This window comes from Nocardioides sp. LMS-CY, from assembly GCF_018732145.1.
GTDB classification, from domain to species: domain Bacteria; phylum Actinomycetota; class Actinomycetes; order Propionibacteriales; family Nocardioidaceae; genus Nocardioides; species Nocardioides soli.
This window is the reverse complement of the sequence record NZ_CP076104.1, coordinates 1,649,481-1,675,625: the sequence shown is the minus strand read 5'-3', so window position 1 is coordinate 1,675,625 and position 26,145 is coordinate 1,649,481. Positions and strand designations below refer to the sequence as shown.

Below are 26,145 nucleotides of genomic sequence, written 5' to 3'. Positions count from 1 at the left end.
CGCGTGCTGCGGAGAGCCTCAGGCCCGGGCGCGGTCGACGCCGGCCCGCACGGCGGCGTACGCCGCGAGCTCCGCCTCGACCGGCTCGATGACCAGTTCGTGGGTGACTTCGTTGACCGCTTCTCGGAGATGCTCGTCGGCCCGGGCGGCGCGGCCGCGGGCGGCGCGGCCGACGGCGATCCGGGCGGCCAGTCCGAGGACGATGCCGAGCACGAGGCCGCCGACGAGCAGCACGAGTGCGACGGCGACCCCGAAGACCTGGGGGGTGTCGGCGTCCTGGAGCTTGCCCGTGGCGAGAAGCACGCCGGTCCAGCCCAGGCCGCCCAGAGCCGCGAGGAGCAGCAGCCACTGGAGGACGCGCAGGAGGTGCATCCAGCCCGGCAGCTTCGCGACCCCGAGGTCGGTGCGCGCGAGCGCCTGGTCGAGCCGGTCGCCGAGCTCGTCGAGGCGGGAGGCCGCGGCCCGGCGTACCGCCGCCACCCACGGCGGCGTCATCCCGACGGTCACCTCGTCGGCGAAGGTGCGCACCTCGTCGTCGACCCGGGCCCGCTGGACCTGGGTGGCCTCCGGGAGCGCGGTGCGGGAGCGGCCGCTGAGCTGGCTGCCCCGCGCGCCGAGGTCGAGGTCGAGGCGCTTGAGCGGGTCGGCCTTCAGGCCGGAGACCCAGCCGACGACGGGCCAGCCCGTGGCGCGGTGTCCGCGCTGACGCACCGAGCGCTCGACCGCGTCGACGACGACCGGCACGCCGGCCGCTTCGGCGAAGGCGGCGTCGAGGGTGGCGACCCGGGCCGGCTCGACCACCCGGGTCGGCGCGTCGCCGTTGGCCTCGGCGAGCCGGCCGGCGGCGGCGCGCACGTCGGCGTCGATCCCGGCGCGGGTGGACTGCTTCTGGGCGGCCCGGCGGGCGATCTCGGCGCGCAGCTCGGGGATGCCCGTGCCGAGCCGGGCGCTGACCGGCAGCACCGGGACCCGCTGCAGCCCGTCCTGGTCGAGCAGCCGGCGGATGTCGTCGAGCATCGACTGCCGGCGCTCCTCGGGCACGGTGTCGATGTGGTTGAGCACCACGAGCATGATGTCCTGCTGCTCCACCGCCGGCTTCAGGTAGCGGTCGTGGATCGCGGCGTCGGCGTACTTCTGCGGGTCGACCACCCACACGAGCAGGTCGGCGAGCGAGACCAGGCGGTCGACCTCCAAGTGGTGGCTGACCTCGGTGGAGTCGTGGTCGGGCAGGTCGAGCAGCACGACGCCGTCGAGCTCGGCCTGCTGGTCGCGCCGTCCGTTGTCGAGCATCGAGTCGCGGGTGGTCTGGTGGCGCGGCGGGATGCCGAGCCACTCGAGCAGCTCGTCGGCCCCGTCGCGGCCCCAGACACAGGCGGTCGCCCACGAGGTCGTCGGTCGGCGTACGCCGACGGCGGAGAGCTCGAGGCCGGTCAGCGCGTTGAACGTCGAGGACTTGCCCGAACCGGTCGCGCCGGCGATCCCCACGACCGTGTGGGTGGCGGAGAGGCGCAGCCGTCCCGCGGCCCGCTCGACCACGCCGACGGACTCGTCGACGATCGCGTCGTCGAGACGTCCGCGCGCGGCCCGGGTCGCGTCGTCGAGGCCGTCGATGCGGGCACCGATGTCGGTACCGCGGGTGACCATCCGGTCGGTCCCCTCCAGCAAGGACGTCATCTTCTCCCTCGACCTACCCGGAGCAGGGCGTCTCCGACATGGGCACGTGCAGGCCCCAGCCTAGGGCCTGAAGGGCACGAGGCCGGGATCAGGGCCTCGAACCGGCGGTCAGGCCAGCGACGCGTCGTCGCGACGGCTCTGCTCGAAGCGGCGGTCGTCGACCCGGCGGGCCGCGTCGCGCACGTGGCGATCGGCATCGGGGTCGAGCGCGAGCGCGTCGAGCCGTCCCAGGTGCCGCCGGCGCTCTGCCGCGAACAGCCCGGCGATCCGACGCTCCAGGTCGGCCCGGCCCTGCGCCACCAGCGTGGTCGTCGACTCGGTGCCGAAGACCGCGTCGAGCAGCATCCGGCCCACGTCGGCACCGCCCGGGTCGTCGGCCGCGCTGTCGGCGAGCACGGTGACGGCGAGCGTGACGGCCAGTCCGCGGGCACCGTAGGCCAGATAGCGGGCGGTACGCCGGTCGGCGCCGTCGGCCTTGACCAGCTCGGTCAGGTGCTGCTGCCAGGCCCGCACCTCGCCCTCCACGCCGCGCCGCAGGCCGCGCGAGGCCCGGCCGAGGTCGTCGTCGGTGCCGGTCAGCAGCGGTCCCGCGGTGCCCAGCTCCTGCCAGGCCGCGGTCGCGGTCGCCGACGCCTGCTCGGCGTGGTCGAGCACCATCAGCTCCACGGCCGACTCGATGGCGACCGCGACCCGATCGGCCTGCTGGCCGGTGCCCTTGACGGCGTTGACGAGGCGGTCGCGGATCAGTCCGACCCGGCCCTCGAGCGAGCGCAGCAGCTCACCGGTGCCCGCGAACTCGCGCCACCGCGCCGCCACCTCGCCCCGCAGCAGCGTGCCGTCGGTGGCCGCGGCGACCGCGCGCCGGGTCGCCTCGTCGTACGCCGTCTCCGCCGCCCGCCGCAGCTCGGCCGCCGCGGCGACCTGCTCGGAGACGGCGTCCGCGACGACGTGGGCCTCCCTCGCGTGGGCGCGAACGGTGCCGTCGAGCGTCTGCCGCACGACCGCGGACCGGGCGTCGGTGTCCTCGGCGAGCGACACCAGCCAGGCGCGCACCTCGGCCACCGCCGAGCCGTCGAGCAGGCCCTCGGGCGAGACCGTCGACTCCGGCACGGTGAAGAGCGGGGAGTCCTTGAGGCCGCGGCTGGCGAGCATCCGGGCCAGGTGCGCGGCGACGGTGCGCACGGCGTCCGGCGGCGTCCGGTCGAGGACGACCGCGACCGCGGTCGAACGCTCGGCGGCCTGCTTGAGGTGCTCCCACGGCACCTGGTCGGAGTAGCGCGCCGCGGAGGTCACGAACAGCCACAGGTCCGCGGCCGCCAGCAGCTGCGCCGCCAGCGTGCGGTTGGCCTTCTCGACCGAGTCCACGTCGGGTGCGTCGAGGATCGCCAGGCCCGGCGGCAGCGTCTCGGAGGCGACCAGCTGGAGCGCGTGCCGGTCGTCGGAGTGCTCCTGGACGCGCACCAGGTCGGGCAGCAGCCGGTCCTGGCCGAACCAGTGCGCGTCGTCGGGATGGTGCACCAGCACCGCCGAGCGAGTGGTCGGGCGCAGCAGCCCGGGGTTGGTGACGCGCCGACCCACGAGCGAGTTGACCAGCGTCGACTTGCCGGCGCCGGTCGAGCCGCCGACGACGGCGAGCAGCGGCGCCTCGACGGTCATCTGGCGCGGCAGCACGTAGTCCTCGAGCTGGTCGATCAGCTGCTGTCGGGTCACCCGCAGCTCCGCCGCGCCGGGTACGTCGAGCGGCAGCGGCGCAGCTTGCAGCGCATCGTGCAGGCGCACGAGCGCCGTCAGCATGCGGGAGTCGTGGTCGGCGGACGCCGTCATCGTGTGGGTACCACCTGTCCGGGGAAGGCGATCGACGGCCGGAGGGCGTCGATCCTCTGCAGGAACCGCTGGCCGCGGGCCGCGTAGTCGGGCGGCGGCGTGCCGCGCAGGTAACGGTAGTGGAGGAAGCCGAGCTCGATCGCGGCCTGCTGGTAGTCGCGCATCGCGCGCTCGGCCGCGGGGCCGCCACGCTCCCGGGCGTAGGCGCGGCTGCGCCGACGCGCGGTGAGGTCGACGACCCAGCCGATGTCGGTCGCCGGCACCAGCCCGCGGGTGGCGGCGTCGGTCAGCGCGGCGGCCAGCATCCGGCGCTCGGAGCGCCGCGACCAGACCGCCAGGCTGATCACCGAGATCAGCGCGGGCGCCATCAGCACGACGTACGCGAGCGCGAAGTGACCCAGGCCGTAGGCCGTCGAGGTGTTCCAGACGGCGTGGGCGACGACCGCGCAGACGTAGCCGGCGGCCGGCCACAGCACCCGGCCGCTCCCCCTGCGCGAGTTCACCGCGAGGCCGACGCCGATACCGATGAACGTCGTGAAGAGCGGGTGCGCGAACGGGCTGATCAGGCAGCGCAGCACGAACGTCGCGGTCACCGCTTCGGTGCCGCCCGGCCCCATGCCGTCGGTGCCGTTGTAGGCGGCGGCCAGGTAGAGGATGTTCTCGGTGAACGCGAAGCCGACGCCGACCATGCCGGCGTAGACGATGCCGTCGAGGATCCCGTCGAGCTCGGCGCGGCGCCACCAGAGCAGGAGGAGCAGGAAGAGGCCCTTGCACGCCTCCTCGGTGACGGGCGCCACGATCTCCAGTGTCTGGGTGTCGGTGAAGCCGCCCACGACGCCGCCGATGCCCTGGAGCAGGATCGCCGCCGCGGTGGCGACGAAGCAGCCCCACAGCAGGCCCGCGGCGAGCAGCGTGCGCGGCTCCGGCTCGTAGCGGTCCAGCCAGAGGTAGCAGGCGACGATCGGGCCGACCGGCACCGCGGCGAGCAGCGTCGCCAGCACCACGGACCCGGGAGCTCCCGACAGCGCCAGGATCGCCAGGATCACGAGCGCGCCCACGACCACCAGGACCGTCACCACCACCGTGAACGCGACCGACGACGCGGCGCTGACACGGCGGGCTCCGGGCATGGCGGCAGCCTATCGGTGGCGCTCCCCCGGCCCGCTCACGGCGACCGGTCCCGGGGTGGCTCGTCGGCGTACAGTGGACGGGTGAGCGAGAACGACACCACCCAGGCCACCACCGAGACCAACACCGAGTCCCACGACCCGGCCGTCCCGGCAGCGTACGCCGCGTTCATGCGCCAGGGCTGGGGCGACCGCGAGCTGGAGCTGCCGCGGGCCGAGGTCGCGGGCCCCGCGGCGCAGCGCCGGCAGCGGCTCGCCGAGGCGTTCCCGGGCGAGCGGCTGGTGCTGCCGGCCGGCACGTTCAAGGTGCGCGCCAACGACACCGACTACCGGTTCCGACCCGACACCGCCCACACCTACTTCTCCGGCAACCAGACCAGCGACGCGGTCCTGGTGCTCGCCGACGGCGAGGCGGTCCTCTACGCGCGGCCTCGCTCGTCGCGCGAGACCGACGAGTTCTTCCGCGACCGGCAGTACGGCGAGCTGTGGGTCGGCCGCCGTCCGTCGCTGCGGGAGATCTCCGACTCGCTCGGTCTCGAGGTCCGCCACATCGACGAGCTCGGCGCGATGCTCCAGGGCACCGGCAAGACCCGGGTGCTGCGCGGCATCGACAGCCACGTCGACCGGATGGTCGCCGCCGACGAGACCCGCGACGACGACTTCGCGCGGGTTGCCTCCGAGCTGCGGCTGATCAAGGACGACTGGGAGGTCGCGCAGCTGCAGCACGCGTGCGACGTCACCACGCTCGGCTTCGAGGACTCCGTGCGCGAGTGGGACCGGGTCCTGGAGTTCGGCGAGCGCTGGATCGAGGGCACGTTCTTCCGCCGCGCTCGCGCGATGGGCAACGACATCGGCTACGACTCGATCGTCGGCGGCGGCAAGCACGCCACCACCCTGCACTGGATCGACAACACCGGGCCGATCACGCCGGGTGAGCTGGTGCTGCTCGACATGGGCGTCGAGAACCGCTCGCTCTACACCGCCGACGTCACCCGCACGCTGCCCGTCGACGGCCGGTTCACCGACCTGCAGCGCGACCTCTACGACCTCGTGTACGCCGCCCAGGAGGCGGGCATCGACGCCCTGCGTCCCGGCGAGCCCTTCCGGGCCGGCCACCACGCGGCGATGGAGGTGCTGGCCCACGGGCTGGCCGACCTGAAGCTGCTGCCCGTCCCGGTCGAGGAGGCGCTCGACCCCGAGAGCCGCGTCTACGCGCGGTGGACGCTGCACGGCACCAGCCACATGCTCGGCATGGACGTGCACGACTGCGGCCGGGCCGCGCCCGAGGCGTACGCCGAGGGCACCCTCGCCGAGGGCATGGTGCTCACCGTCGAGCCGGGCCTGTACTTCCAGGAGGACGACCTGCTCGTGCCCGAGGAGCTGCGTGGCATCGGCATCCGGATCGAGGACGACATCCTCGTCACGGCCGACGGGACCACGAACCTGTCCGCCGCGCTTCCCCGCACGTCGGCGGACGTCGAGGAGTGGATGGGCCGGCTGCGCGGCTGACCCACCCACCCCGTCGTACGACGGCGGCCGCGGTCAGCGCAGGCCGAGACGCGAGGAGCAGGACGGCCAGGCGCCCCAGCCCTGCCCGCGCTTGATCCGCTCGGCGACCTTGATCTGCTCGCCCTTGCTCGCCCCGTGCGGGAGTCGGGCGAACCTGCCGCCGCCGTAGCCGCGCCAGGTGCCGGGGCTGATCTGCAGCCCGCCGTAGTAGCCGTTGCCGGTGTTGATGTGCCAGCGGCCGCCGGACTCGCAGTGGGCGAGCCGGTCCCAGGTGCGGGTGGTGGCGGCCTCGCTGGACGCCTGGAGGCCGACGACCGGGGTGAGCGTGGCCGCCGTCAGGGCAGCCGCGGACACGAGAGTGCGCATGCGCATGTGATCTCCTCGACGCCTGCGGAGTCTGGGCCCGTCTCCCGATCCGGGCGCCTGCTGCGCGCCGCCCAGGACGCACGCTCGCGACGGCGCCGCATCAGAGACGCGCCCGCTGTCGGGTTCGGGCGGAGTCGTGCCCGGCCGCTTCCGCGGCTGCACCCCTAGGGTCGTCGTGCGACCCGGAGACCTGGGTCCCCCGTACCTGTCCTGGTGGGTCGGTTCCGACCCGGCGCCGGACAGGTCTCGGCGTGGCGACGGGCCGCCCCGGAGTGCCCGGGACCCTCACGACGGTAGGTCGACGCGCGCGACAGTCCAAACCGGCGGCCCGGGGCGCGGCTCAGGCTGCTCTCAGACCCGCCTGTCACCCTGACGGACATGTCGCAGCTGCTGTCGCCCCGCGCGCACGCCCTCGTGACCCGCGTGGAGGGGTGGTCCAGCGCCGGTCCCGTCCGCGCCGTCGCGGTCAAGACCCTGGTGACGATCGGCGGTCCGCTGCTGATCGTGGCGGGCGTGCTGATGCTCGTGCTCCCCGGACCGGGCCTGCTGGTGATCGCGCTCGGCTTCGCACTCCTGGCCCTGGAGTACCCCTGGGCGCGGCACGTGCTCGCCCGGCTCGGTCACGGCCTGTCCTGGCTGCGCGAGGCGGTGTTCCCCCGCGAGGCCTCGCGGGCCCGGCGGGCGGTCGGCGTGGTCATGGCCGGCACGTTCCTCGTCGCGACCACCGCGCTGACCTCCGCGGTCACCGCGCTGGTCGGCACCCAGACGGTCCTCTGACCGCACCCTCCCGAGCGGGCCCCGGGAGGACAATCACCCGTCTCGGGCGATGCGGCCGCCAGGCCGTCCGGACAGCGTGCCGTCATGAGCGATGTCCTGCCCTCCTGGCGCGACGGCGCGACCCGCACGGCGATCCTCGACTTCGTCGGCGCGGTCACCGACGGCCCCGACGCCGTACCCGAGGACGCCCGGGTCGCGGTGTTCGACAACGACGGGACGCTGTGGACCGAGAAGCCGATGCCGACCCAGCTCCACTTCATCGTCCAGCAGTGGGTCGCCGCGGCGCGCGCGGACGCCCGCCTGGCCGAGCAGCAGCCCTACCGGGCCGCCCTGTCGGGCGACCTGTCCTGGCTCGGCGCCGCGGTCGACAAGCACTACGCCGGCGACGACCGTGACCTCAAGACGATGATCGCCGCCATCGTCGCCTCGACCGTGCACGAGCGCGTGGAGGACTACGAGGCCGCGGTCGCCGCCTTCTACCGCGACGCCCGGCACCTCACCCTCGACCGCTCCTACGCGGAGACGGTCTACCAGCCGATGGTCGAGCTGCTGCGCTTCCTCGAGGAGCACCGGTTCACCTGCTACATCGTCTCCGGCGGTGACCGCGACTTCATGCGGCCGATCACCCCGGACTACTACGGCATCCCGCCCGAGCGGGTCGTCGGCTCCGCGGTGGGGCTGGAGTACGACGCGGCCGCCAACGCGGTCCGCTACGGTGCCGCCTTCCAGTTCCTGGACGACGGACCCGAGAAGCCGGTCCGAATCTGGTCGCGGATCGGCCGGCGACCGATCCTGGCCTGCGGGAACTCCAACGGCGACATGGAGATGCTCCGGTTCGTGCAGGGGCAGCCCCGCAGCCTGAGCCTCCTCGTCCACCACGACGACGACACCGGCCGCGGCGACCCGCCGTACGACGCCGGCGCCGAGCGGATCCTCGACGCGGCGACCGCGGAGGCGTTCACCATCGTCAGCGTCAAGGACGACTGGACGACCGTCTTCCGGTCGCCCGCGCAGTGATCGCGGCGCGGTCGCCACAGCCTGCGCGAATCGAGAAGGACCTACGCATCCGGCCGCGAGCGGCACTCGCAGGCCGGGGCGCAGCCGTGCCGGAGAGGAAGGCCTCGCCCCAGGGCTGCGCAGAGCGTCGGGACACGAAGCCGCCCATGCACCGTCGTCGCCGCCCGTCCGTCCGCGCCTCCGGGCGTTCGAGGACCTCGCGGCACCGGCCGGCCCGCTCCTCGACGAGATCGACAAGGCGATGCGGCAACGGTGGAGCCGAACGGCCCCACCGTTCGCGGACGTCCTGGGTCAGTCCCTGGGCGACCCTGGTAGCCGCGGAGCGCAGAGCTCAGGGCCTGAACGGTCCTGACCGCCACCGCACCCTCGACGCAATCCGCGATGGGTTCGAACAGGGTCGTGAGACCACGACGGTTGAGATGCGACTGCTCCATGTGCTCAGACGCCTCAGGCGCGCCCGTCGGTCTGGTGCATACTGACCCGGGCGGTTTCCATTCGGTCGGAACTACACCAGGGTCATACCGAGGCTTGTTGCGACTGGATTCCGTTCCCCGGCCTCCGTAGCTCAGCTGGATAGAGCAGCGGCCTTCTAATCCGCGGGTCACAGGTTCGAATCCTGTCGGGGGCGCCACAGCTTCGCCGGAAGGGACACCCGGCGCGGCCGGGCGGGTCACCTCCCCCGGCCGCGCGCCTCCTCGCGCTCCTCGTGCTCGACGCGCTGGCGGTGGCTGCTCTCCATGTGGGCCAGGACCAGGCGCTCCATGCCCCGGACGTCGCCCTGGGCGATCGCCTCGAAGAGCACCCGGTGCTCCTCGGTGACGTGCATCAGGTCGTCGTGCTGCCCCATCGCCCAGCGCATCCGGCTGCGCATCGTCTCGGTGAGCTCGTCGAGCAGCCGGTTGCCGGCGAGCTCGGTGACCACCTCGTGGAAGTCGGCCGCGGCACGTCGGGCGGCGACCGGGTCCTCGGCGCGCGCCCCGGCCAGCTCGGCGTCGAGCACGGCGCGCAGCCGCGCCAGGCCCGCCTCGTCCCGTCGCTGTGCGGCGAGCCGGAAGGTGAGCACCTCGAGCGCGGAGCGCACCTCGTCGAGGTCGGAGAGATCGGACGCCGTGAACTCGCGCACGACCGCCCACGTGTTCGGGCGCAGCGTCACCAGCCCCTCGACGTCGAGGACCTTCAGCGCCTCGCGCACCGGGACCCGACTGACCCCGAACTCGCTGGCCAGATCGCGCTCGACCAGCTTGCTGCCCGGAGCGCGTACGCCGTCGAGGATCTCGTCACGCAGCCGATCGGCGACCCGGGTGGAGTCCGAGGCTCGCTGCGCCGACGGGCTCGCTTGGGTCGTCTGTTCCGTCTGGGTCAAGTCCGGGTCCCGTCTCCTGCTCGCGTGGTCAGGCCACCTGCTCCTGGTCCAAGTAAACAATGCCCTCGTCGAGCGACGGCACGATCTCGGTGCCGATCCGGCGGTTCAGCAGGTCGTCGAGCCGGTCGAGCGGACCGATCAGCGCGCGGCCGCCGGCGCGCGCGACCCGGATCGCGGCGTCGACCTTGGGCTTCATCGAGCCCTCGGCGAAGGCGAGCTGCGAGATCGCGTCGGCCGACGCGGTCACGATGTCGCGCTGCACGGGAGTGCCCCAATTCTCGCTGACGTAGTCGCCGTCGGTGAGCATGATCAGCACGTCGGCGCCGATCTCGGCGGCGAGCGCGGCGCTGGCCAGGTCCTTGTCGACCACGGCCTGCACGCCGACGTGGCGCCCCTTGGCGTCGGTGCGCACCGGCACCCCACCGCCGCCGACGCAGACCGCGAGCGTGCCGGCCTCCAGGAGGTTCCGGATGAGCGGCGCCTGGACGATCGAGATCGGGTCCGGCGAGGGCACCACCCGACGGAACAGGTCGCCGTCCTTCGCGATCGTCCAGCGGTACGCCGCCGCGGCCTCGGCGGCGTCGTGGGCGGAGTACTGGGGGCCGATCAGCTTCGTCGGGTGGGTGAAGGCAGGGTCGTCCTCGTCGACGACGGTGGTGGTGAGGATCGCGGCGACCTCACGCTCGCCCTGGAGCGCGTTGGCGAGCTCCTGCTGGACCACGTACCCGATCATGCCCTGTGTCTCGGCGCCCAGGATGTCGAGCGGGTAGGCGGCGACGTCCTGGTAGGCGAGGTTCTGCAGCGCGAGCAGGCCGACCTGCGGGCCGTTGCCGTGTGTGATCACCATCTCGCTGGTGCGCGCCAGACCGGCGAGCGCCTCACACGTCGAGTGGACGTTGGCGCGCAGGTACTCGGCGGTCATCGGCTCGCCGCGGCGGGCCAGCGCGTTACCCCCCAGCGCTACTACGACTCGCATGGACATCCTCCTGTGGATCGACGGTCGCCGCGCCGGACTTGGTTTGGCATACCATTTCTGCTAGGAATGGTATGCCATTTCCGGCATTGCTCAAGACACCGCTTCCGAGCCACCGCGCAGGAGCCCCCAGATGACCACCGTCGGACGCACCCCCTCCCCCGCCGAGGCGACCGTCGACACGGCGGCTCCACGGCCGGGCCGATCGGGCCGGCCGGGTGGGACCCGCGTCATCGCCGCCGTGTCGCTGGACGCGCGCACCGCCGACGGGCTGCCCGGCGACGGCCGCGCCGGTGTCGTCCACTCCGCCCACCAGCGCGTGATCAACGTCGTCTCCCCCGACGGCCACCTCTTCTGCCTGGCCACGTCGTCCCTGGACGACGCGCCCCGCACCGTCCGGCTCCCCGACGCCGCCTGGCCGCCGGTCGCGCTGCACCCCGGCGACCCGGTGCGGTTCCTCCCCGGCGAGCTCCGCCACCAGGGCTCGTGCGGCGCCTCCACCATCGCGTTCGGGGACGCGATCCGATGGCAGCCGACCCGCGCCGACCTCACGCACCTGACGGTCGCGGACCTGCACGGCCTCGTCGCCGCCCTCGACACCGCGCTCGCGAACCGGCCCGCCGCCTCGCCGTTCGACGCCGCGAGTCAGTCCCTGATCACCGCACGCCTGCACCACCTCGAGGTCGCGGTCCGCACCGGCAACACCACCACGGTCGCCACGGTGGCGCGGGGGCTGATCGGCCTCGGCACCGGCCTCACCCCGACCGGCGACGACATCCTGACCGGCCTGGCCGTCCTGGCGGCGACGCCGGGCACCCGGCTGGACCGGATCCGGCCGGCGCTGCGGGCCGCGTCGTACGACGTGCACGCGCGCACCACCGCGGTGAGCGCGGCGACGCTCCTCGAGGCCGTCGACGGTCGCGGGCGGCAGCGCCTGCACGACCTGCTGGCCGCGATGGGAGCCAGGGCGACGCCGGATCCGGCGTACCGCTCCCGGCTCGACGCCGCCATCGCCGCGGTGCGCGCGATCGGCCACACCTCCGGCACCGACATCCTCACCGGCGTCCGCCTCGGCCTGCATCTCGAGGCGGGTCTCCGCGAGCGGGCCACACCCACCAACACCAAGGAGAACAGATGAGCACCCCACCCTCGCTCGACGAGCGCTACCTCGCCGCGGCCGCCGCCGGCGACCTGGCGGGCGTCCGGGCCGCGCTCGACGAGGGCGTCGACAAGGACGTCCAGGACCGCGAGGAGGCCAGCGCCATCCTGGCGGCCGCCCGCGGTGGCCACCACGACGTGGTGCGGGCGCTGATCGCCGAGGGCGTCGACATCGACGCGCAGGACCAGACCTGCTTCAACCCGTTCATCCACGGCTGCATCCACGACGACCTCGAGTTGGTCACGATCATGGTCGAGGCCGGCACCGACCTCAAGCGGCTCACCCGCTTCGGCGGCAACGGACTCACCCCGGCCGCCGAGAAGGGCCACCTCGAGATCGTCCGCTACCTACTCGAGAACACCACCATCAACGTCAACCTCACCAACACGCTCGGCTGGACCGCGCTGATCGAGACGATCATCCTCGGCGACGGCGGCCCGGTCCGCCAGCAGACCGCGGAGCTGCTCCTCCAGCACGGCGCCAAGCCCGGCATGACCGACGAGTGGGGCGTCGCGCCCCTCGACCTCGCCCGCAAGCGCGGCTTCGACGACCTCGCCGCCGTCATCGAGCGCTACCTCTGAAGGGACCTGAGATGACCCGCTACATCGACATCCGCAAGAACACCTACCTCGACTCGGTCTCGCTCATGTCCATGAGCACCAAGGCGAACGCCGTCGAGGGCGTCACCCAGGCCCTGTTGGGCATGGCGACCCCGATGAACAAGGAGGTGCTGCTCAACGTCGGCGTGCAGGACCCCGCCATCGACGCGGCCAAGCCGAGCGACCTGATGATCGTGATCGACGCCGCCGACGACCTGATCGACGCAGCGATCCAGGCCGTCGACGACATCCTCGCCCGCAAGAACGCCTCGGCCGGCGACGCCGCCGAGATCCGCTACCGGACGCTCGACGGCGCCTTCGAGGAGGTTCCGGACAGCAACCTGGTGCTGATCTCGGTCAACGGCGCCTTCGCCGCCCGCGAGGCCCGCAAGGCGCTCGTCGCCGGCAAGCACGTGATGATCTTCTCCGACAACGTGTCGGTCGAGGACGAGATCGAGCTCAAGGCGCTCGCCCACGAGAAGGGCCTGCTGCTGATGGGGCCCGACTGCGGCACCGCGATCATCAACGGCACCGGTCTGGCGTTCGCCAACGCCGTACGCCGCGGCTCGATCGGCATCGTGGGCGCCTCCGGCACCGGCAGCCAGGAGATCTCGGTCCGGGTGCACGACTTCGGCGGCGGGATCTCGCAGCTGATCGGCACCGGCGGCCGCGACCTCTCCGCCGAAGTCGGCGGCGTGATGATGATCGACGGCATCAACGCGCTCGCGGCCGACCCCGGGACCGAGGTCATCGTCATCGTCTCGAAGCCGCCGGCCGAGGAGGTCGCCGGCCGGGTGCTCGCCGTCGCCGCCGAGAGCGGGAAGCCGGTCGTGGTCTGCTTCCTGGGCTCGCCGCGCACGGAGTCGGGCTACGACAACGTGCAGCTGGTCTCGGGCACCAAGCCCGCCGCGCTCGCGGCCGTCCTGGCCACCGGCGTGGACGAGTCCACCCTCGACCTGCACGCCCTCAACATCCCGCTGGTCGAGGAGGTCCGCGGCAAGCTGGCGCCCGAGCAGCAGTACGTGCGCGGCCTGTTCTGCGGCGGCACGCTCTGCGACGAGGCGATGTTCGCGGCGCTCGCGACGTTCGACAACGTCTACTCGAACATCCAGCAGGACCCGGCGTACCGACTCGGCGCGACCGACGTGTCGAAGGAGCACACCTACCTCGACCTGGGCGACGACGACTTCACCAACGGCCGGCCGCATCCCATGATCGACCCGACGCTGCGGCTGCAGCGCCTCGCCCACGAGGCCGACGACCCCGAGGTCGGCGTGATCGCGATGGACTTCATCGTCGGCTTCGGCTCGCACGAGGACCCCGTCGGCGTGACGATCCCCGCCATCGCCGAGGCCAAGGCGAAGGCCGCCGCACGCGGTCAGCACCTGGAGATCCTCGGCTACGTGCTCGGCACCGACCTCGACTCCCCCGCGGTCGCCGAGCAGGTCGCCCAGCTCGAGGCGGCCGGCGTGACCATCGCCTCCTCGTCCACCAACCTCGGCCTCCTGGCCCGCGAATTCGTAGCGAAGGGTGACCACCGATGAGCATCACCGACCTGTTCTCGACCGACCTGAAGCCGGTCAACCTCGGCCTGGACATGTTCGCCGAGGACCTCGCCGCCCAGGGCGCCGCCCCGGTGCGGATGGACTGGACCCCGCCCGGCGGCGCCGACCCCGACGTGATCGCCGCCCTCGGCCGGCTCGAGCGGCCCGAGGTCGCCGAGAAGATCAACGCGGCCAACGAGGAGGCGCTGAGCCGGATCCTCGCCGCTCAGCCGTTCCTGGAGGGCTTCGGCCGGGCCATCGACACCGTGCCGGGCATGACCGCGACGACGATCCTGCACGCCGGCCCGCCGATCGCCTACGAGCGGATGTCGGGCCCGATGAGGGGCGCCGTCACCGGCGCGCTGGTCTTCGAGGGCCTCGCGAAGGACCTCGACGCGGCCGACGAGCTCGCCCGCTCGGGCGACATCACCTTCTCCCCGTGCCACGAGCACCAGGCGGTCGGCTCGATGGCCGGCGTGACCAGCGCCAGCATGTGGGTGCACCAGGTGACCAACCGGACGCACGGCAACACGGCGTACACGAACCTCTCCGAGCAGCTCTCCAAGATCCTGCGGTTCGGCGCCAACGACCAGTCCGTCATCGACCGGCTGAACTGGATGCGCGACGTCTTCGGTCCGATGCTCGGCGCCGCGATGGAGCTCAACACCGACGGCATCGACCTACGGCTGATGCTCTCCCAAGCCCTGCACATGGGCGACGAGGCGCACAACCGCAACGTGGCCGGTACGACGCTGCTGATCCAGGCGCTCACGCCGTACCTCCTCGAGACCGACTTCTCCACCCGGGAGAAGCGCGAGGTCTTCGACTTCGTGGCGTCCTCGGACTACTTCTCCGGCCCCACCTGGATGGTCACCGCGAAGGCGTCGATGGACGCCGCGGCCGGCATCGCGAACTCGACCGTCGTCACGGCGATGTGCCGCAACGGCGTGGACTTCGGCATCCGCGTCTCGGGCACCGGCGACCGGTGGTTCACCGGCCCCGCGCAGCAGGTCGTCGGCCCGATGTTCGCCGGCTACACCCCCGAGGACTCCGGCCTCGACATGGGCGACTCGGCGATCACGGAGACCTACGGCATCGGCGGCTTCGCGATGGCCGCAGCCCCCGCGATCGTGGCGCTCGTCGGCGGCACCGTGCAGGAGGCGATGGGCTACTCGCGCACCATGAACGCGATCACCACGGGCAACAACCCCAACGTGACGATCCCCGCGCTCGACTTCATGGGCGTGCCGAGCGGCATCGACGCGCGCTTGGTGATGGAGACCGGCATCCTGCCGCTGATCAACACCGCGATCGCGCACAAGGACCCGGGCATCGGCATGATCGGCGCCGGCATCGTGCACCCGCCCGTCGAGGCGTTCCAGGACGCGCTACGGACCCTCGCCGACACCGTCGGCGAGGCCTGAGGGGATGGGTTGCCATGTCCACGACCTCTAGCTACCGCGACCTGGTGGACCCCGGTGCCGACGCGATCGCGACGTACGCCGCGCGCGGCTACGCCGAGGACGTGCTCCCGGTCCGGCCCCAGGACCGCTCCTGGTCGACGCCGCAGTTCGTCACCGTGTGGATGGCGCCGATCCACAACATCCTGTCCTACTTCACCGTCGTCGGCTTCTTCGCGCTCGGCCTCTCCGCCAAGCACGTGGTCGCCGCGATCCTGCTCAGCTCGGTGATCGTCTCGGTCGGCTATGTGCTCAACGGCCAGGCCTCGGCCCGCTACGGAGTACCGTTCGCGCTGCTGCTGCGCGACTCCTTCGGCACCAAGGGCGCGCTGATCCCGGCCGCGATCCGCGGCATCGTCGCCGGCGTCGTGTTCTTCGGCCTCTCCACGGTCTCCAGCGCGCAGGCGCTGGACGTGGTGATGGACAAGATCTTCCCGGGCTACGCCGACCTGGGCGGCCACATCCTCGGCCTGGCGGTGCCCACGGCGATCTCCTACCTGATCATGTGGGCGATCACCGTGGCGCTCTTCCTCGGCGGCCAGCGGTTCCTCGCCAGGTTCAGCACCTGGGCCAACCCGGCGGTGTTCGTCCTGATCAGCGTCGGCGTCGTGCTGGCGGTCAGGAACGTCGGCAGCTTCTCGCAGGTCTTCGAGCTGCACCCGGTGCAGACCGAGGTCACGCCGCTGATCTTCATCGGTTGCGTCGCGGCGCTGGTCTCCAACTGGGCCGGCCCGATCGTCAACACCGGCGACTACACCCGCAACGCCACCTCGACCAAGGCACCGCTGATCGGCTTCCCGATCGGCGTGATCGCCTCCTACCTGCTCTTCATCCTCGTCACCATCACCTTCATGGCCTCGCTCAGCGTGACGACGCAGGGCGACTTCGACGTGAACCGGCCGACGATCTTCGTGGACGCGATCAACTCGATCGGCAACTCCTTCGTCGTGGTCCTGCTCATCCTGTCGATGAACATCGGCATGACGGCGTTCTGCGTCTTCGGCAACATGCTGCCGGCCGGGCTCCAGCTCACCGCGCAGCTGCCGCAGCGGTTCACGGTCCGGAACGGCGCGATCCTGACGGCCGTCGCCGGCACGCTGATCCTGCCCTGGAAGTTCCTCGAGGCGACGGACGCGCTGTTCCTCTTCTACTCCTTCATCGGCTCGATGTTCGGCCCGATCGCGGGCATCATGCTGGCGTCGTTCTTCGTGGAGCGGAAGCGCACCGTCGACGTCGAGGGGATCTACGCCGACCCGAGCGCTCCCCAGCTCGCCTACAACTGGCGCGCCATCACGGTGCTGGCGATCAGCTTCGTGATCACCATGGCCGGCACGGTGCTCGACGACGTCACCGTCCTGGTCGACATCAAGAACCTCGCGTTCTTCTCGGGCCTGGCCATCGGGTTCGTCGGCTACTCACTCACCATCGCGGCGACGCGGCGAAAGGTTGCACCATGAGCACTCCCACTCCCACTCGCGAGGCGGTCGACGCCTACTTCGCCCAGGCGGCCGAGATCACCGTCGCCGGCATGCGCGCCGGCACCGGCGGCCCGTTCGGCGCCACCCTGGTGCGCGGCGACGAGGTCATCGTCAGCGTCGGCAACACGGTCCTGCGCGACACCGACCCCTCCGGCCACGCCGAGCTGGTCGCCGTACGCGAGGCGTGCGCGAAGCTCGGCACCCTCGACCTGTCCGGCATGGTCATGTACGCCACCTGCGAGCCCTGCCCGATGTGCGTCGGCGTGATGATGTGGGCCGGCATCCGCACCTGCTACTACGCGTCGACCCGGGACGACGCCGCCGAGCACGGCTTCTCCGATCTGCACCTGCGGCGCTTCCTCGACGGCAGCGACACCAGCACGATGGACCTGGTCCACCTCACCGAGGACCGCGACGAGAGCGCGCAGATCTGGACGGAGTTCCGCGCCCTGCAGGGCTGATCCTGGATCCAGCCTGCGTCCGGATCAGGCCTGAGCGTCCGGTGCGACACTGCGCATCCGGTCGGGCTCGAAGCCGTGCTTCATGCCCCAGATCACGGCCTGTGAGCGCCGGGAGACGTCGATCTTGCGATACGCCGTGCGGATGTAGGTCTTCACGGAGTTGATCGAGAGGTAGGTGCGGTCGGCGATCTCCTGGTTGCTCAGGCCCTGCGTGATCAGGGCGAGCACCTCCGCCTCGCGGGCGCTGAGGCCGACCTGACGGCCCGGCCACTCGCCGGCGACGCCCGTGTCGACCGCCGTGGTGGACGCCGGCGGGGTCACCGTCTCCCCGCGGTGCACGGCCTCGAGGCCGGCCACGATCTGCTCCGAGGCCAGGCCCTTGGAGAGGTAGCCCGCGGCGCCCCGCTCGATCGCCCTGCGGACGAGCTCGGGCTGGAGGTTCCAGCTGAAGATGACGACCCTGGCATCGTTCCCGTGCACCAGCAGGTCGAGATCGACGCCGTCGCCCTGGATCGCCGCGAAGGTGTCGTAAAGGATCACGTCGACGCTGTTGAGCACGGGCAGACCCGAGTCGAGCTCGACCACGTTGACCCGGTCGTGGTGCGGGGCGAGCATGGCCGCGATGCCGGCGACGACGAGCTCGTAGTCGTTCACCACGGCGACTCGGATGGGGGCGGCAGCCATGGCGCCACTGTAAGCCCGTGGCACTGTGATCGGTTCGACACGCGCCTCAATGCCGGTGATCGCGCACCGGCCGGGATACAAAGGACGTGGCCCCGCTTGGTATGAGCTCGCGGGGCCTTATTACGTCCCGGCCCGCCGTGCCCCGCCTATGCCGACGGGGAGGCGGACGCGACGTACTCGTCGATCTCGCCGAGGATCCGCGTCTTCACGGCGTCCTCCGCGAACGACGCGCGCACAGCGTCACGGGCCAGCTCGGCGACGCCCGCCTCGTCGAGCCCGAGCAGGTCGGCGGCGATCTCGTACTCGCGGTTCAGCGTGGTGTTGAACATCGGCGGGTCGTCGGAGTTGACGGTGATCGTCACGCCCGCGTCGTGGAAGGCCTTGATCGGGTGCTGCTCGAGGCGCTCGACGGCCCGGGTGGCGATGTTCGACGACGGGCAGACCTCCAGCGGGATGCCGGCCTCGGCCAGGTGGGCGAGCAGCGCGGCGTCCTGCGCCGACGACGTGCCGTGCCCGATCCGCTCGGCGCCGAGCAGCCGGACCGCGTCCCAGACGGTCTCGGGACCGGTCGTCTCGCCGGCGTGCGGCACGCTGTGCAGCCCCGCGGCCCGGGCGGCGTCGAAGTGCGGCTGGAACTGTGGCCGGGGCACGCCGATCTCGGGTCCCCCGAGTCCGAAGCCGACGAGCGCGTCGGTGCGGTGGTTGAGGGCGTAGTCGAGCGTGGCGTCGGCCGACGGCACCCCCGACTCGCCGGGGATGTCGTAGATCCAGCGCAGCACCAGCCCGAAGTCCCGCTCGACCGCGACCCGCGCGTCCTCGATCGCCTCGGTGTAGGCCTCGATCGGCATCCCGAGATCGGCGGCGTCCGGGCGCACCGACGTGTACGGCGTGCACGTGAGCTCGGCGTACCGCAGCCCCTGCTCGGTGGCCATCTCGCGCCCGATCTCGTGGGTCAGGAAGCGGATGTCCTCGGGCGTCCGGATCAGCCCCACCACCGCGAGGTAGACGTCGATGAAGTGCGCGAAGTCGCGGAACTCGAAGAACCGCCGCAGCTCGTCGGGGTCGCTCGGGACCGTCCCCGGGTGCCGCGCCGCCAGCTCGGAGACGATCCGCGGCGACGCCGATCCGACGTGGTGCACGTGGAGCTCGGCCTTGGGCAGCCGGGCGATGAACTCCGAGAGGGACGTGGGCGCGTTGATCATCCTCGGATCATGCAGGTGCACGACCCGAGGCGCCCAATCCTTAGCCGATCGCGTTGATCAGGTTCTCCGCGATCTGCCGCTGAGTGCGGCCGTCCTGGAAGACCTCGCCGTTGAGCAGCACGGTCGGGGTGCCGCTGACGCCGGCAGCGGCCGCCGACTGGGTTGCCCGGTCGACCCAGTCCTTGCCGTCGCCGTTCTCGATGGCGGTACGGATCTCGGCCTTGTCGGCGCCCGCCTCGCCCGCGAGGTCGACGAGGTCGTCGTTGGTCGGGAACGGGCCACGCTCCGAGGGCTGGTTCTCGAAGAGCAGGTCGTGGAACCTCATCGCGACGTCCGCACCCGCGGTGTCGAGCACCACCGCGAAGGCGGTGGCCGAGCGCTCGGAGTAGTCGCCGAGGCTGGAGAGGAAGTTGATCGGCCGGTACTCGACCTGCACCTTGCCGTCGGCGGCCAGCTGCCTCAGGCCGTCCCGGCTGGCCTCCTCGAAGTGTCCGCAGTAGGGACAGAGGAAGTCCTCGTAGACCACGACCTTGTCGGCCGCGTCGTCCGGACCGACGGTCAGCCCGAACTCGCTGCCCGCCGCCGGCGCGTCGACGTCCTTGGTCGAGTCGAGGCTGCGCGAGAGCAGCCAGCCGGCCAGCACGATCACCACGACACCGATGACGACGCCGCCGACCATGGTGTTGCGGCGCCGGCGCTCCTGCCGCTGCTGCTCCTCGAGCGCGGCCGCGGCGCGGCTGGCACGGTCGGTGGCACGGTTCTTCTTCGACATCACGATCCTTCGGAGAGCGGGGTACGGCGGAACAGCACGGAGTCCAGGGAGAGCTTGGTCGTCGGCAGCCAGGCGACGAAGAGAGACGCGGCGAGCAGCGCGACGTCGCGCGCGATCTCCCACGGGTACTTCGACGCGGCGTCCGGATCGGCGCCACCGCCACCGAAGCAGCCGCAGTCGATGTTGATGCCGCGCTGCCAGACCGAGACGATGCCGATGATGAAGGCGAGGAACAGGACGGCCGACACGACCGCGGCGCCGCGCGTCAGCAGGCCGACGACGAGCATCACGCCGACGACGATCTCGATCACGGGCAGCAGCTGACCGACCGGCGTCGCCAGGTCACCCGGCAACAGCTGGTAGGCGCGGACGGCGGCGACGCTCTGGGCCGGGTCGGGGAGCTTGAGCGCCCCGGCCACGATCCAGACCATGCCGACCACCACGCGCAGCAGCAGGCCCAGCCATTCCTTCACGGACCTGACCCTAGGCGCTCCTCCTGAGTCGGGACTGAGAGGCGAAAGTCCCGAATCCGGGCCCGACTCGACCAGGTGGCCGGGCGCCCTGCTCCCGGGACCCCGGGCGTAGGGTTTCCTCTCGTGAACGACCGACTCGTGTGGATCGACTGCGAGATGACCGGGCTCGATCTCGGCGCCGACGCGCTCATCGAGGTCGCGGCCCTCGTCACCGACTTCGACCTCAACGTGCTCGGCCAAGGCGTCGACATCATCATCAAGCCGCCGGCCGAGGCCCTCGACCAGATGGGCGACTTCGTGCGCGAGATGCACGAGAAGTCCGGCCTCTCCCGTGAGCTCGACTCCGGCGTCTCCCTCGAGGAGGCCGAGGAGCGGGTGCTCGCCTACGTCAAGGAGCACTGCCCCGACGGCAGTCGGCCGCCGCTGGCCGGCAACACCGTCGCCACCGACCGCGCCTTCCTGGCCCGGGACATGCCGACCCTGGAGACCTTCCTCCACTACCGGATCGTCGACGTCTCCTCGATCAAGGAGCTCTCGCGGCGCTGGTACCCCCGGGCGTACTTCCAGGCCCCCGCCAAGCGCGGCAACCACCGCGCGCTCGCCGACATCCAGGAGAGCATCGAGGAGCTGCGCTACTACCGGGAGGCGGTCTTCGTGCCCGCACCCGGTCCCGACAGCGACGTCGCCCGCGCGATCGCCCTGCGCCACGGCGGCGCCCTCACCGGCCTGCCCGGCGAGGGCGTCTCCGGAGCCGATACCGATTCCACGAACGGCGGCTGATTCCCCTACACTTTCGGTCGGCCCGGGAGCACCGGGCCCATGGTGGGTGTAGCTCAGCTGGTAGAGCACCTGGTTGTGGTCCAGGTGGTCGCGGGTTCAAGTCCCGTCACTCACCCCAGACTCCGCGAGCCCCGGTCGTTCCTCGGCCGGGGCTCGCGCCATCTCCAGCTCGGCCGGCCGCCCGCGGCGGTGGGTGGTCCACCGTCTCCGACCGGCGAGACGGTGGACGGTCCACCGCCGCTGGATCCGATCGACACCTACCCACTCTCTGACTAAAGTCAGAGAATGGACACGACCGCGACCCTGCGCGGCTTCAACCGCACCTACACCCAGCGCATCGGCGCACTGGAGGAGTCCTTCCTCGGCACCGGGCGGCCGCTGGGCGCCTCGCGACTGCTCTTCGAGATCGGTCCGGACGGAGCCGGGGTGCGCGAGCTGCGCGACCGGCTCGGCCTCGACTCCGGCTACCTGACCCGCCTGCTCCGCCGACTCGACGGGGACGGTCTGGTGCGGGTCGACGCGGACCCCGCCGACCGGCGCCGACGCGTGGCCACGCTGACGACCGCCGGGCTGCGGGCCTGGCAGGAGCTGGACGATCGGTCCGAGGAGCTGGCGCAGCGGCTGGTCGCACCGCTCACCGAGCGGCAGCGCGTCCGGCTGGCCGAGGCGCTCGCCACGGCCGACCTGCTCGTCCGGGCGGCGACCATCCAGCTGCGCGAGGTCGCGCCGGACGACCCGGCCGCCGCCGACGCCGCCGGCCGTTACTTCGCCGAGCTGGCGCGGCGGTTCCCCGGCGGCTTCGACCCGGGCGACCCCGACCACGCGGGCACCTTCCTCCTGGCGACCAGCGCCGGCCGGCCGGTGGCGTACGGCGGTGTCCGCGAGCTCGACGGCGACCTGCGCGGGGTCGGCGAGATCAAGCGGATGTGGGTCGACGAGGCGTGGCGCGGCGCCGGCCTCGGCGCGCGGATGCTGCGCGAGCTCGAGGCGCTGGCCCGCCGCCTCGGCCACGACCGGGTGGTCCTCGACACCAACGGCACGCTGACCGAGGCGATCGCGATGTACGAGCGCGCGGGCTACCGTGCGATCCCGCGCTACAACGACAACCCGTACGCCGAGGCGTGGTTCGAGAAGGACCTGTCCCCGGGTCCTAGGCTGGCGTGAGCGCCGGCAGGCGCACCCGGAAGGTGGTCCCCTCCCCCGGCTCGGACTCGACGCTGACCGACCCGCCGTGCTGCTCGACGATCGCGCGGGTGATGGACAGCCCGAGCCCGCTGCCCGGGATCGCCCGCTCCTGGGCGAGCGAGGAGCGGAAGAACCGGCTGAACAGCCGCTCGTGCTCCTCCGGCGGGATGCCGATGCCGGTGTCGGCCACCTCGATGTCGACGACCTCCGTGCCGACCCCCAGGCGCACGTCGACGCGGCCGTGTTCCGGGGTGAACTTCACGGCGTTGCCCACGAGGTTGATCACGACCCGCTCCAACATGTCGCGATCCCCGAGGAAGGGCACCGGCTCGTCGGGGAGGTCGACCTCGAAGCTGAGCTCCCGCCGCTCCAGCGACGGCGCCACGACGGCGCACCCGGCCGTCACGACCTTGCGCAGGTCGACGACGCGGTCGACCATGCCGATGCCGCCGTCCTGGACCCGGGAGAGCGTGAGCAGGTCGTCGATCAGCGACAGCAGCCGCGAGCTGTTCGCGGCGACGCGCTGCACGGCATCGAGCTGCGCGGCGCCGAGGTCGCCGTACTCGCCGTCCTTGAGCATCTCGACGTAGCCGAGGATGCTGGTGATCGGGGTGCGCAGCTCGTGGCTGACGCTGGACACGAAGGCGTCCTTGACCTGGTCCACGTCGCGGAGCCGCTCGACCGCCTGGCGCTCGGTCTCGAGCGCCTCGACCAGCCGGTTCTCGGCCTCGACGCGCTCGGTGATGTCCTCGGAGGTGCTGACGTAGCCGATGACGTCACCGCGATCATCGACGATCCGGTTCAGCGACATCGAGTGACTGCGCTTCTCGCCGTCCTTGCGGACGAACTTCATCACGGTGGGCCCGCGGCCGACGAGCGCGGCCGAGACGACCGCGAAGTCGTTGGCGACCCCGATCTGGTGGGCCAGCTCGGCCACGTCCTCGCGGGAGTGCAGGAGCACCGCGTGCCGCCCCTCCACCTCGCCGGCGGCGTATCCGAGCAGCCGCTCGGCGCCCGGGTTGAAGAGCGTGATCCGGCCGAGCTCGTCGGTGCCGATGATCGCGACGCCCACGGTGCCGTTGACGATGCTCTGCACCCGGTCGCGCTCCGCCGCGACCTGCCGGCCGTTCTCCAGCTGCTCCCCGACGCTGAGCACGAAGGGCACCACGACCAGCGCGCAGTCGACGATGAAGAACGCGAGCAGGAGTCCCTGGACGTCGGCGGGCAGGTCGTACCGGGCGTCGATGTGCGCGAACGGCCCGTGACCGCGGGTCGTCAGCGCGATCGCGACCCCGAGCGTGACGAAGAGCTGCGCGATCGCCTCGTACGCACCGCTGCGCAGCGCCCCCCAGGCGAGCACGGGGATCAGCGTGAACGCGAGGGCGGGGAAGTCGTCGAGCAGGAAGACCACCGGGGTGAGCGTCGCGACCAGCGTCCACTGGGCGACCCGCTCCACCACCGACGCGAGCCCGCGGTGCGGCCGCAGCCTGCAGAAGAACGGCGTCACGGCCAGCTGCGACGCGAGGCTCGACATGCCGACCGTCAGCCCCATCAGCCAGGGGGTGCCCCAGCCGGTGACCAGGCTGGTGACGACGGCCGACGTCGCGGCGACGAGATGTCCGGCGAATGCCGCCACGATGTAGCGACCGAGGTCGGCGTGGGAGTAGAGCTCCGGTCGCTGGCGTACGCCGCCGCTCAGGATCCGCCAGACCACCCAGGTCTCGACGGTGATGCCGATCGTCAGCCCCAGCGCGACACCGGACGGGCGGCAGGTCCAGATCGTCAGGAACGCGATCGCGCAGACGAGCACCAGCACGACCGGTATCGAGGGCCGCCTGGTCACGAGCAGGGTCGAGGAGGCCAGCCCGACCGGCCAGATGCCGATCGCGTAGCCACCCTCGGGCGCGCCGTACGCCGCGGTGAGCCCGAAGACCGCCGTCAGCACGAGCATGCCGAGGGCAGGCAGCAGTGACGCCCTGGGTGTCACTCCCACCTTCCGCCCTCCCTGTGGTCCCGACCAGTGCTCACGGCTGCCCAACGATCTTCTCGCGACTCGGGACCGTTGGTGCGCAAATCGCCGGTACCGGGCGAGGCGCCGGTGATGGCCTAGGTTGGACCGGTGACGTCCGAGCAGCAGGCCTACCACGTCGTGGTCGTCGGGGGCGGGCACAACGGCCTGGTCGCGGCCGCCTACCTGGCTCGGGCCGGCCTGTCGGTCCTGGTCCTGGAGCGCCTCGACCACACGGGCGGCGCGGCGATCTCCGCGCCGGCCTTCTCCGGCCACCCCGCGCGGCTCTCGCGCTACTCCTACCTCGTCTCGCTGCTGCCCGAGCAGCTGATCGCGGACCTCGACCTCGACCTGCGGCTGGAGTCGCGCTCGGTGGCGTCGTACACGCCCACGATCCGCGACGGACGGCCCGGTGGGCTGCTCGTCGAGCGCCCGGCCGGCGAGCGCACCGCCGAGTCGTTCCGGCAGCTGACCGGTGGCCCGGCCGAGTACGACGCGTGGAACCGCTTCTACGCCGACGTGGGCGACCTGGCGGCCGTCGTCGCACCCACGCTGCTGCGGCCGCTGCCGCTCGAGCGCGAGATCCGCGAACGGGTCTCCGCCGAGACCTGGCATGACTTCGTGACCACGCCGCTCGGCGAGACGATCGAGGCCCGGTTCGCCGACGACACGGTGCGCGGCGTCGCCGCCACCGACGGGCTGATCGGCACGTTCGCGTCGATGCGCGACCCCTCGCTGATCCAGAACCGCTGCTTCCTCTACCACCTGATCGGCAACGGCACCGGGGAGTGGCGGGTCCCGGTCGGCGGCATGGGCGCGGTCACCGACGCACTGGCGCGGGCGGCGACCGCCGCGGGCGCCGAGATCCGCACCTCGGCCGGGGTCAGCCGCATCCGCGCCGACGACGCGGGTGCCGAGGTCAGCTGGGACGACGCCCACGGATCCCACACCGTCGGCGCGCGCTACGTGCTCTCCAACGTCGCCCCCTGGGTGCTCCGCATCCTGCTCGGCGACCAGGAGGACCCCGCGACCAAGCCGGTCGGCGCCCAACTCAAGATCAACATGCTGCTCGACCGACTGCCGCGGCTGCGCTCGGGGATCGACCCGGAGGTCGCGTTCGCCGGCACCCTCCACCTCGCCGAGGACTACACCCAGCTCGAGGCGGCGTACGACGACGCCGCGGCCGGCAGCGTTCCGAGCGTGCTGCCGGGCGAGATCTACTGCCACTCCCTCACCGACCCCTCGATCCTGGGCGACGTCCCGGCCGGCACCCACACCCTGACCTACTTCGGGCTGCACACCCCCGCGTCGCTCTTCGACGCCGATCCCGAGGCGGCCCGCGACCTCGCCGTCCGCCGCGCCCTCGACTCCCTCGACCAGCATCTGGTCGAGCCGATCGAGTCCTGCCTGGCCACCGACGCCGACGGTCGGCCGTGCCTCGAGGCCAAGACCCCGCAGGACGTCGAGCGCGACCTCGCCATGCCGGGCGGGCACATCTTCCACGGCGACCTCGACTGGCCGTGGGCGGCCAACCGGGCCCGCCTCGACACGCCCGCGCAGCAGTGGGGCGTGCAGACCGACGTCGAATCGGTGCTGGTCTGCGGCTCGGGATCGCGACGCGGCGGAGCCGTCTCGGGGCTCGGCGGCCACTCCGCGGCGCAGGCCGTCCTCGCGTCGCTCTGACCCGGGTCGCTCCGGGGCCCCTCGATT

The 26,145-nt window shown here is 72.1% G+C and carries 23 protein-coding genes and 2 tRNA genes; 14 read left to right on the top strand and 11 right to left on the bottom strand.

Going from position 1 to position 26,145, the window contains the following annotated elements:
* Nucleotides 1-18: 18 nt before the first annotated feature.
* From KM427_RS08035 to KM427_RS08025, 3 genes are all read right to left on the bottom strand, one after another.
* The gene (locus KM427_RS08035; protein WP_215526867.1) at nt 19-1,674 is read right to left on the bottom strand and encodes a GTPase; all 1,656 of its coding nucleotides are present in this window, start codon (nt 1,672-1,674) and stop codon (nt 19-21) included.
* A 108-nt stretch (nt 1,675-1,782) separates the two neighbouring features.
* Entirely contained in the window at nt 1,783-3,498 is a 1,716-nt protein-coding gene (locus KM427_RS08030; RefSeq protein ID WP_252275165.1) for a dynamin family protein, read from the bottom strand.
* Entirely contained in the window at nt 3,495-4,628 is a 1,134-nt protein-coding gene (locus tag KM427_RS08025; protein ID WP_183590919.1) for a PrsW family intramembrane metalloprotease, read from the bottom strand. The genes KM427_RS08030 and KM427_RS08025 overlap by 4 nt, the downstream gene beginning before the upstream one ends.
* Nucleotides 4,629-4,709: 81 nt before the next feature.
* On the opposite strand from KM427_RS08025, the gene KM427_RS08020 reads away from it, so the two are divergent.
* A complete protein-coding gene (locus KM427_RS08020) occupies nt 4,710-6,134 on the top strand; it encodes an aminopeptidase P family protein (RefSeq protein ID WP_252275163.1) in 1,425 nt (474 codons plus the stop codon).
* 33 nt (nt 6,135-6,167) lie between these two features.
* Here the strand turns inward: KM427_RS08020 and KM427_RS08015 are convergent, their stop codons facing one another.
* Nucleotides 6,168-6,506, bottom strand: a complete 339-nt coding sequence (locus tag KM427_RS08015; protein WP_215526866.1) for a transglycosylase family protein — start codon at nt 6,504-6,506, stop codon at nt 6,168-6,170.
* A gap of 372 nt (nt 6,507-6,878) precedes the next feature.
* Between KM427_RS08015 and KM427_RS08010 the strand changes: the two genes are divergently transcribed.
* From KM427_RS08010 to KM427_RS08000, 3 genes are all read left to right on the top strand, one after another.
* Nucleotides 6,879-7,277 (top strand): PGPGW domain-containing protein, encoded by a 399-nt coding sequence (locus KM427_RS08010; RefSeq protein ID WP_215526865.1) that lies wholly within the window; start codon nt 6,879-6,881, stop codon nt 7,275-7,277.
* Between the two features lie 84 nt (nt 7,278-7,361).
* Complete coding sequence (locus KM427_RS08005; RefSeq protein ID WP_215526864.1) at nt 7,362-8,294, top strand: HAD family hydrolase; 933 nt, start codon at nt 7,362-7,364, stop codon at nt 8,292-8,294.
* Nucleotides 8,295-8,848: 554 nt separating this feature from the next.
* Nucleotides 8,849-8,925: transfer RNA gene (locus KM427_RS08000), tRNA-Arg, on the top strand.
* Nucleotides 8,926-8,964: 39 nt separating this feature from the next.
* Here the strand turns inward: KM427_RS08000 and KM427_RS07995 are convergent.
* Both KM427_RS07995 and KM427_RS07990 read right to left on the bottom strand, forming a co-directional pair.
* Complete coding sequence (locus KM427_RS07995; RefSeq protein WP_183590923.1) at nt 8,965-9,657, bottom strand: GntR family transcriptional regulator; 693 nt, start codon at nt 9,655-9,657, stop codon at nt 8,965-8,967.
* A 28-nt stretch (nt 9,658-9,685) separates the two neighbouring features.
* The gene (locus KM427_RS07990; protein ID WP_215526863.1) at nt 9,686-10,633 is read right to left on the bottom strand and encodes a carbamate kinase; all 948 of its coding nucleotides are present in this window, start codon (nt 10,631-10,633) and stop codon (nt 9,686-9,688) included.
* Between the two features lie 130 nt (nt 10,634-10,763).
* On the opposite strand from KM427_RS07990, the gene KM427_RS07985 reads away from it, so the two are divergent.
* From KM427_RS07985 to KM427_RS07960, 6 genes are read left to right on the top strand one after another with little or no spacing between them, the layout of a single operon-like run.
* Complete coding sequence (locus KM427_RS07985) at nt 10,764-11,768, top strand: oxamate carbamoyltransferase subunit AllH family protein (RefSeq protein ID WP_215526862.1); 1,005 nt, start codon at nt 10,764-10,766, stop codon at nt 11,766-11,768.
* Nucleotides 11,765-12,370 carry an ankyrin repeat domain-containing protein gene (locus KM427_RS07980; protein WP_215526861.1) on the top strand — a complete coding sequence of 202 codons (606 nt, stop codon included), beginning with the start codon at nt 11,765-11,767 and terminating at the stop codon, nt 12,368-12,370. Before KM427_RS07985 ends, KM427_RS07980 begins: the two co-directional genes overlap by 4 nt.
* An 11-nt stretch (nt 12,371-12,381) precedes the next feature.
* Complete coding sequence (fdrA, locus tag KM427_RS07975) at nt 12,382-13,932, top strand: acyl-CoA synthetase FdrA (RefSeq protein WP_215526860.1); 1,551 nt, start codon at nt 12,382-12,384, stop codon at nt 13,930-13,932.
* On the top strand, nt 13,929-15,356 hold the full coding sequence (locus KM427_RS07970; RefSeq protein WP_215526859.1) for a YlbE family protein: 1,428 nt from the start codon (nt 13,929-13,931) through the stop codon (nt 15,354-15,356). The genes fdrA and KM427_RS07970 overlap by 4 nt, the downstream gene beginning before the upstream one ends.
* Before the next feature lie 14 nt (nt 15,357-15,370).
* Complete coding sequence (locus KM427_RS07965; protein WP_215526858.1) at nt 15,371-16,849, top strand: cytosine permease; 1,479 nt, start codon at nt 15,371-15,373, stop codon at nt 16,847-16,849.
* The gene (locus KM427_RS07960) at nt 16,846-17,331 is read left to right on the top strand and encodes a nucleoside deaminase (protein ID WP_215526857.1); all 486 of its coding nucleotides are present in this window, start codon (nt 16,846-16,848) and stop codon (nt 17,329-17,331) included. The genes KM427_RS07965 and KM427_RS07960 overlap by 4 nt, the downstream gene beginning before the upstream one ends.
* Nucleotides 17,332-17,355: 24 nt before the next feature.
* Here KM427_RS07960 and KM427_RS07955 read toward each other — a convergent pair whose 3' ends face one another.
* The 4 genes from KM427_RS07955 to KM427_RS07940 all read right to left on the bottom strand — a co-directional run bounded on the left by KM427_RS07955 (nt 17,356) and on the right by KM427_RS07940 (nt 20,462).
* Nucleotides 17,356-18,015, bottom strand: a complete 660-nt coding sequence (locus KM427_RS07955) for a response regulator transcription factor (RefSeq protein WP_183590931.1) — start codon at nt 18,013-18,015, stop codon at nt 17,356-17,358.
* Nucleotides 18,016-18,161: 146 nt separating this feature from the next.
* Entirely contained in the window at nt 18,162-19,217 is a 1,056-nt protein-coding gene (locus tag KM427_RS07950) for an adenosine deaminase (protein ID WP_215526856.1), read from the bottom strand.
* Nucleotides 19,218-19,257: 40 nt separating this feature from the next.
* On the bottom strand, nt 19,258-19,989 hold the full coding sequence (locus KM427_RS07945) for a DsbA family protein (protein WP_215526855.1): 732 nt from the start codon (nt 19,987-19,989) through the stop codon (nt 19,258-19,260).
* Nucleotides 19,989-20,462 carry a MauE/DoxX family redox-associated membrane protein gene (locus KM427_RS07940; RefSeq protein ID WP_252275161.1) on the bottom strand — a complete coding sequence of 158 codons (474 nt, stop codon included), beginning with the start codon at nt 20,460-20,462 and terminating at the stop codon, nt 19,989-19,991. The genes KM427_RS07945 and KM427_RS07940 overlap by 1 nt, the downstream gene beginning before the upstream one ends.
* A gap of 123 nt (nt 20,463-20,585) precedes the next feature.
* Here KM427_RS07940 and orn point away from each other — a divergent pair, with 123 nt between their 5' ends.
* From orn to KM427_RS07925, 3 genes are all read left to right on the top strand, one after another.
* Complete coding sequence (gene orn, locus KM427_RS07935) at nt 20,586-21,242, top strand: oligoribonuclease (protein ID WP_215526854.1); 657 nt, start codon at nt 20,586-20,588, stop codon at nt 21,240-21,242.
* Between the two features lie 42 nt (nt 21,243-21,284).
* Nucleotides 21,285-21,360: transfer RNA gene (locus KM427_RS07930), tRNA-His, on the top strand.
* Nucleotides 21,361-21,527: 167 nt separating this feature from the next.
* Nucleotides 21,528-22,406 carry a bifunctional helix-turn-helix transcriptional regulator/GNAT family N-acetyltransferase gene (locus KM427_RS07925; RefSeq protein ID WP_215526853.1) on the top strand — a complete coding sequence of 293 codons (879 nt, stop codon included), beginning with the start codon at nt 21,528-21,530 and terminating at the stop codon, nt 22,404-22,406.
* On the opposite strand, the gene KM427_RS07920 is transcribed toward KM427_RS07925, so the two are convergent.
* Entirely contained in the window at nt 22,393-24,420 is a 2,028-nt protein-coding gene (locus KM427_RS07920; protein ID WP_183590999.1) for an ATP-binding protein, read from the bottom strand. The genes KM427_RS07925 and KM427_RS07920 overlap by 14 nt on opposite strands.
* A gap of 126 nt (nt 24,421-24,546) precedes the next feature.
* Here KM427_RS07920 and KM427_RS07915 point away from each other — a divergent pair, with 126 nt between their 5' ends.
* Nucleotides 24,547-26,118: a phytoene desaturase family protein gene (locus tag KM427_RS07915; RefSeq protein WP_215526852.1), complete on the top strand. Its 1,572-nt coding sequence runs from the start codon at nt 24,547-24,549 to the stop codon at nt 26,116-26,118.
* Nucleotides 26,119-26,145 lie beyond the last annotated feature (27 nt).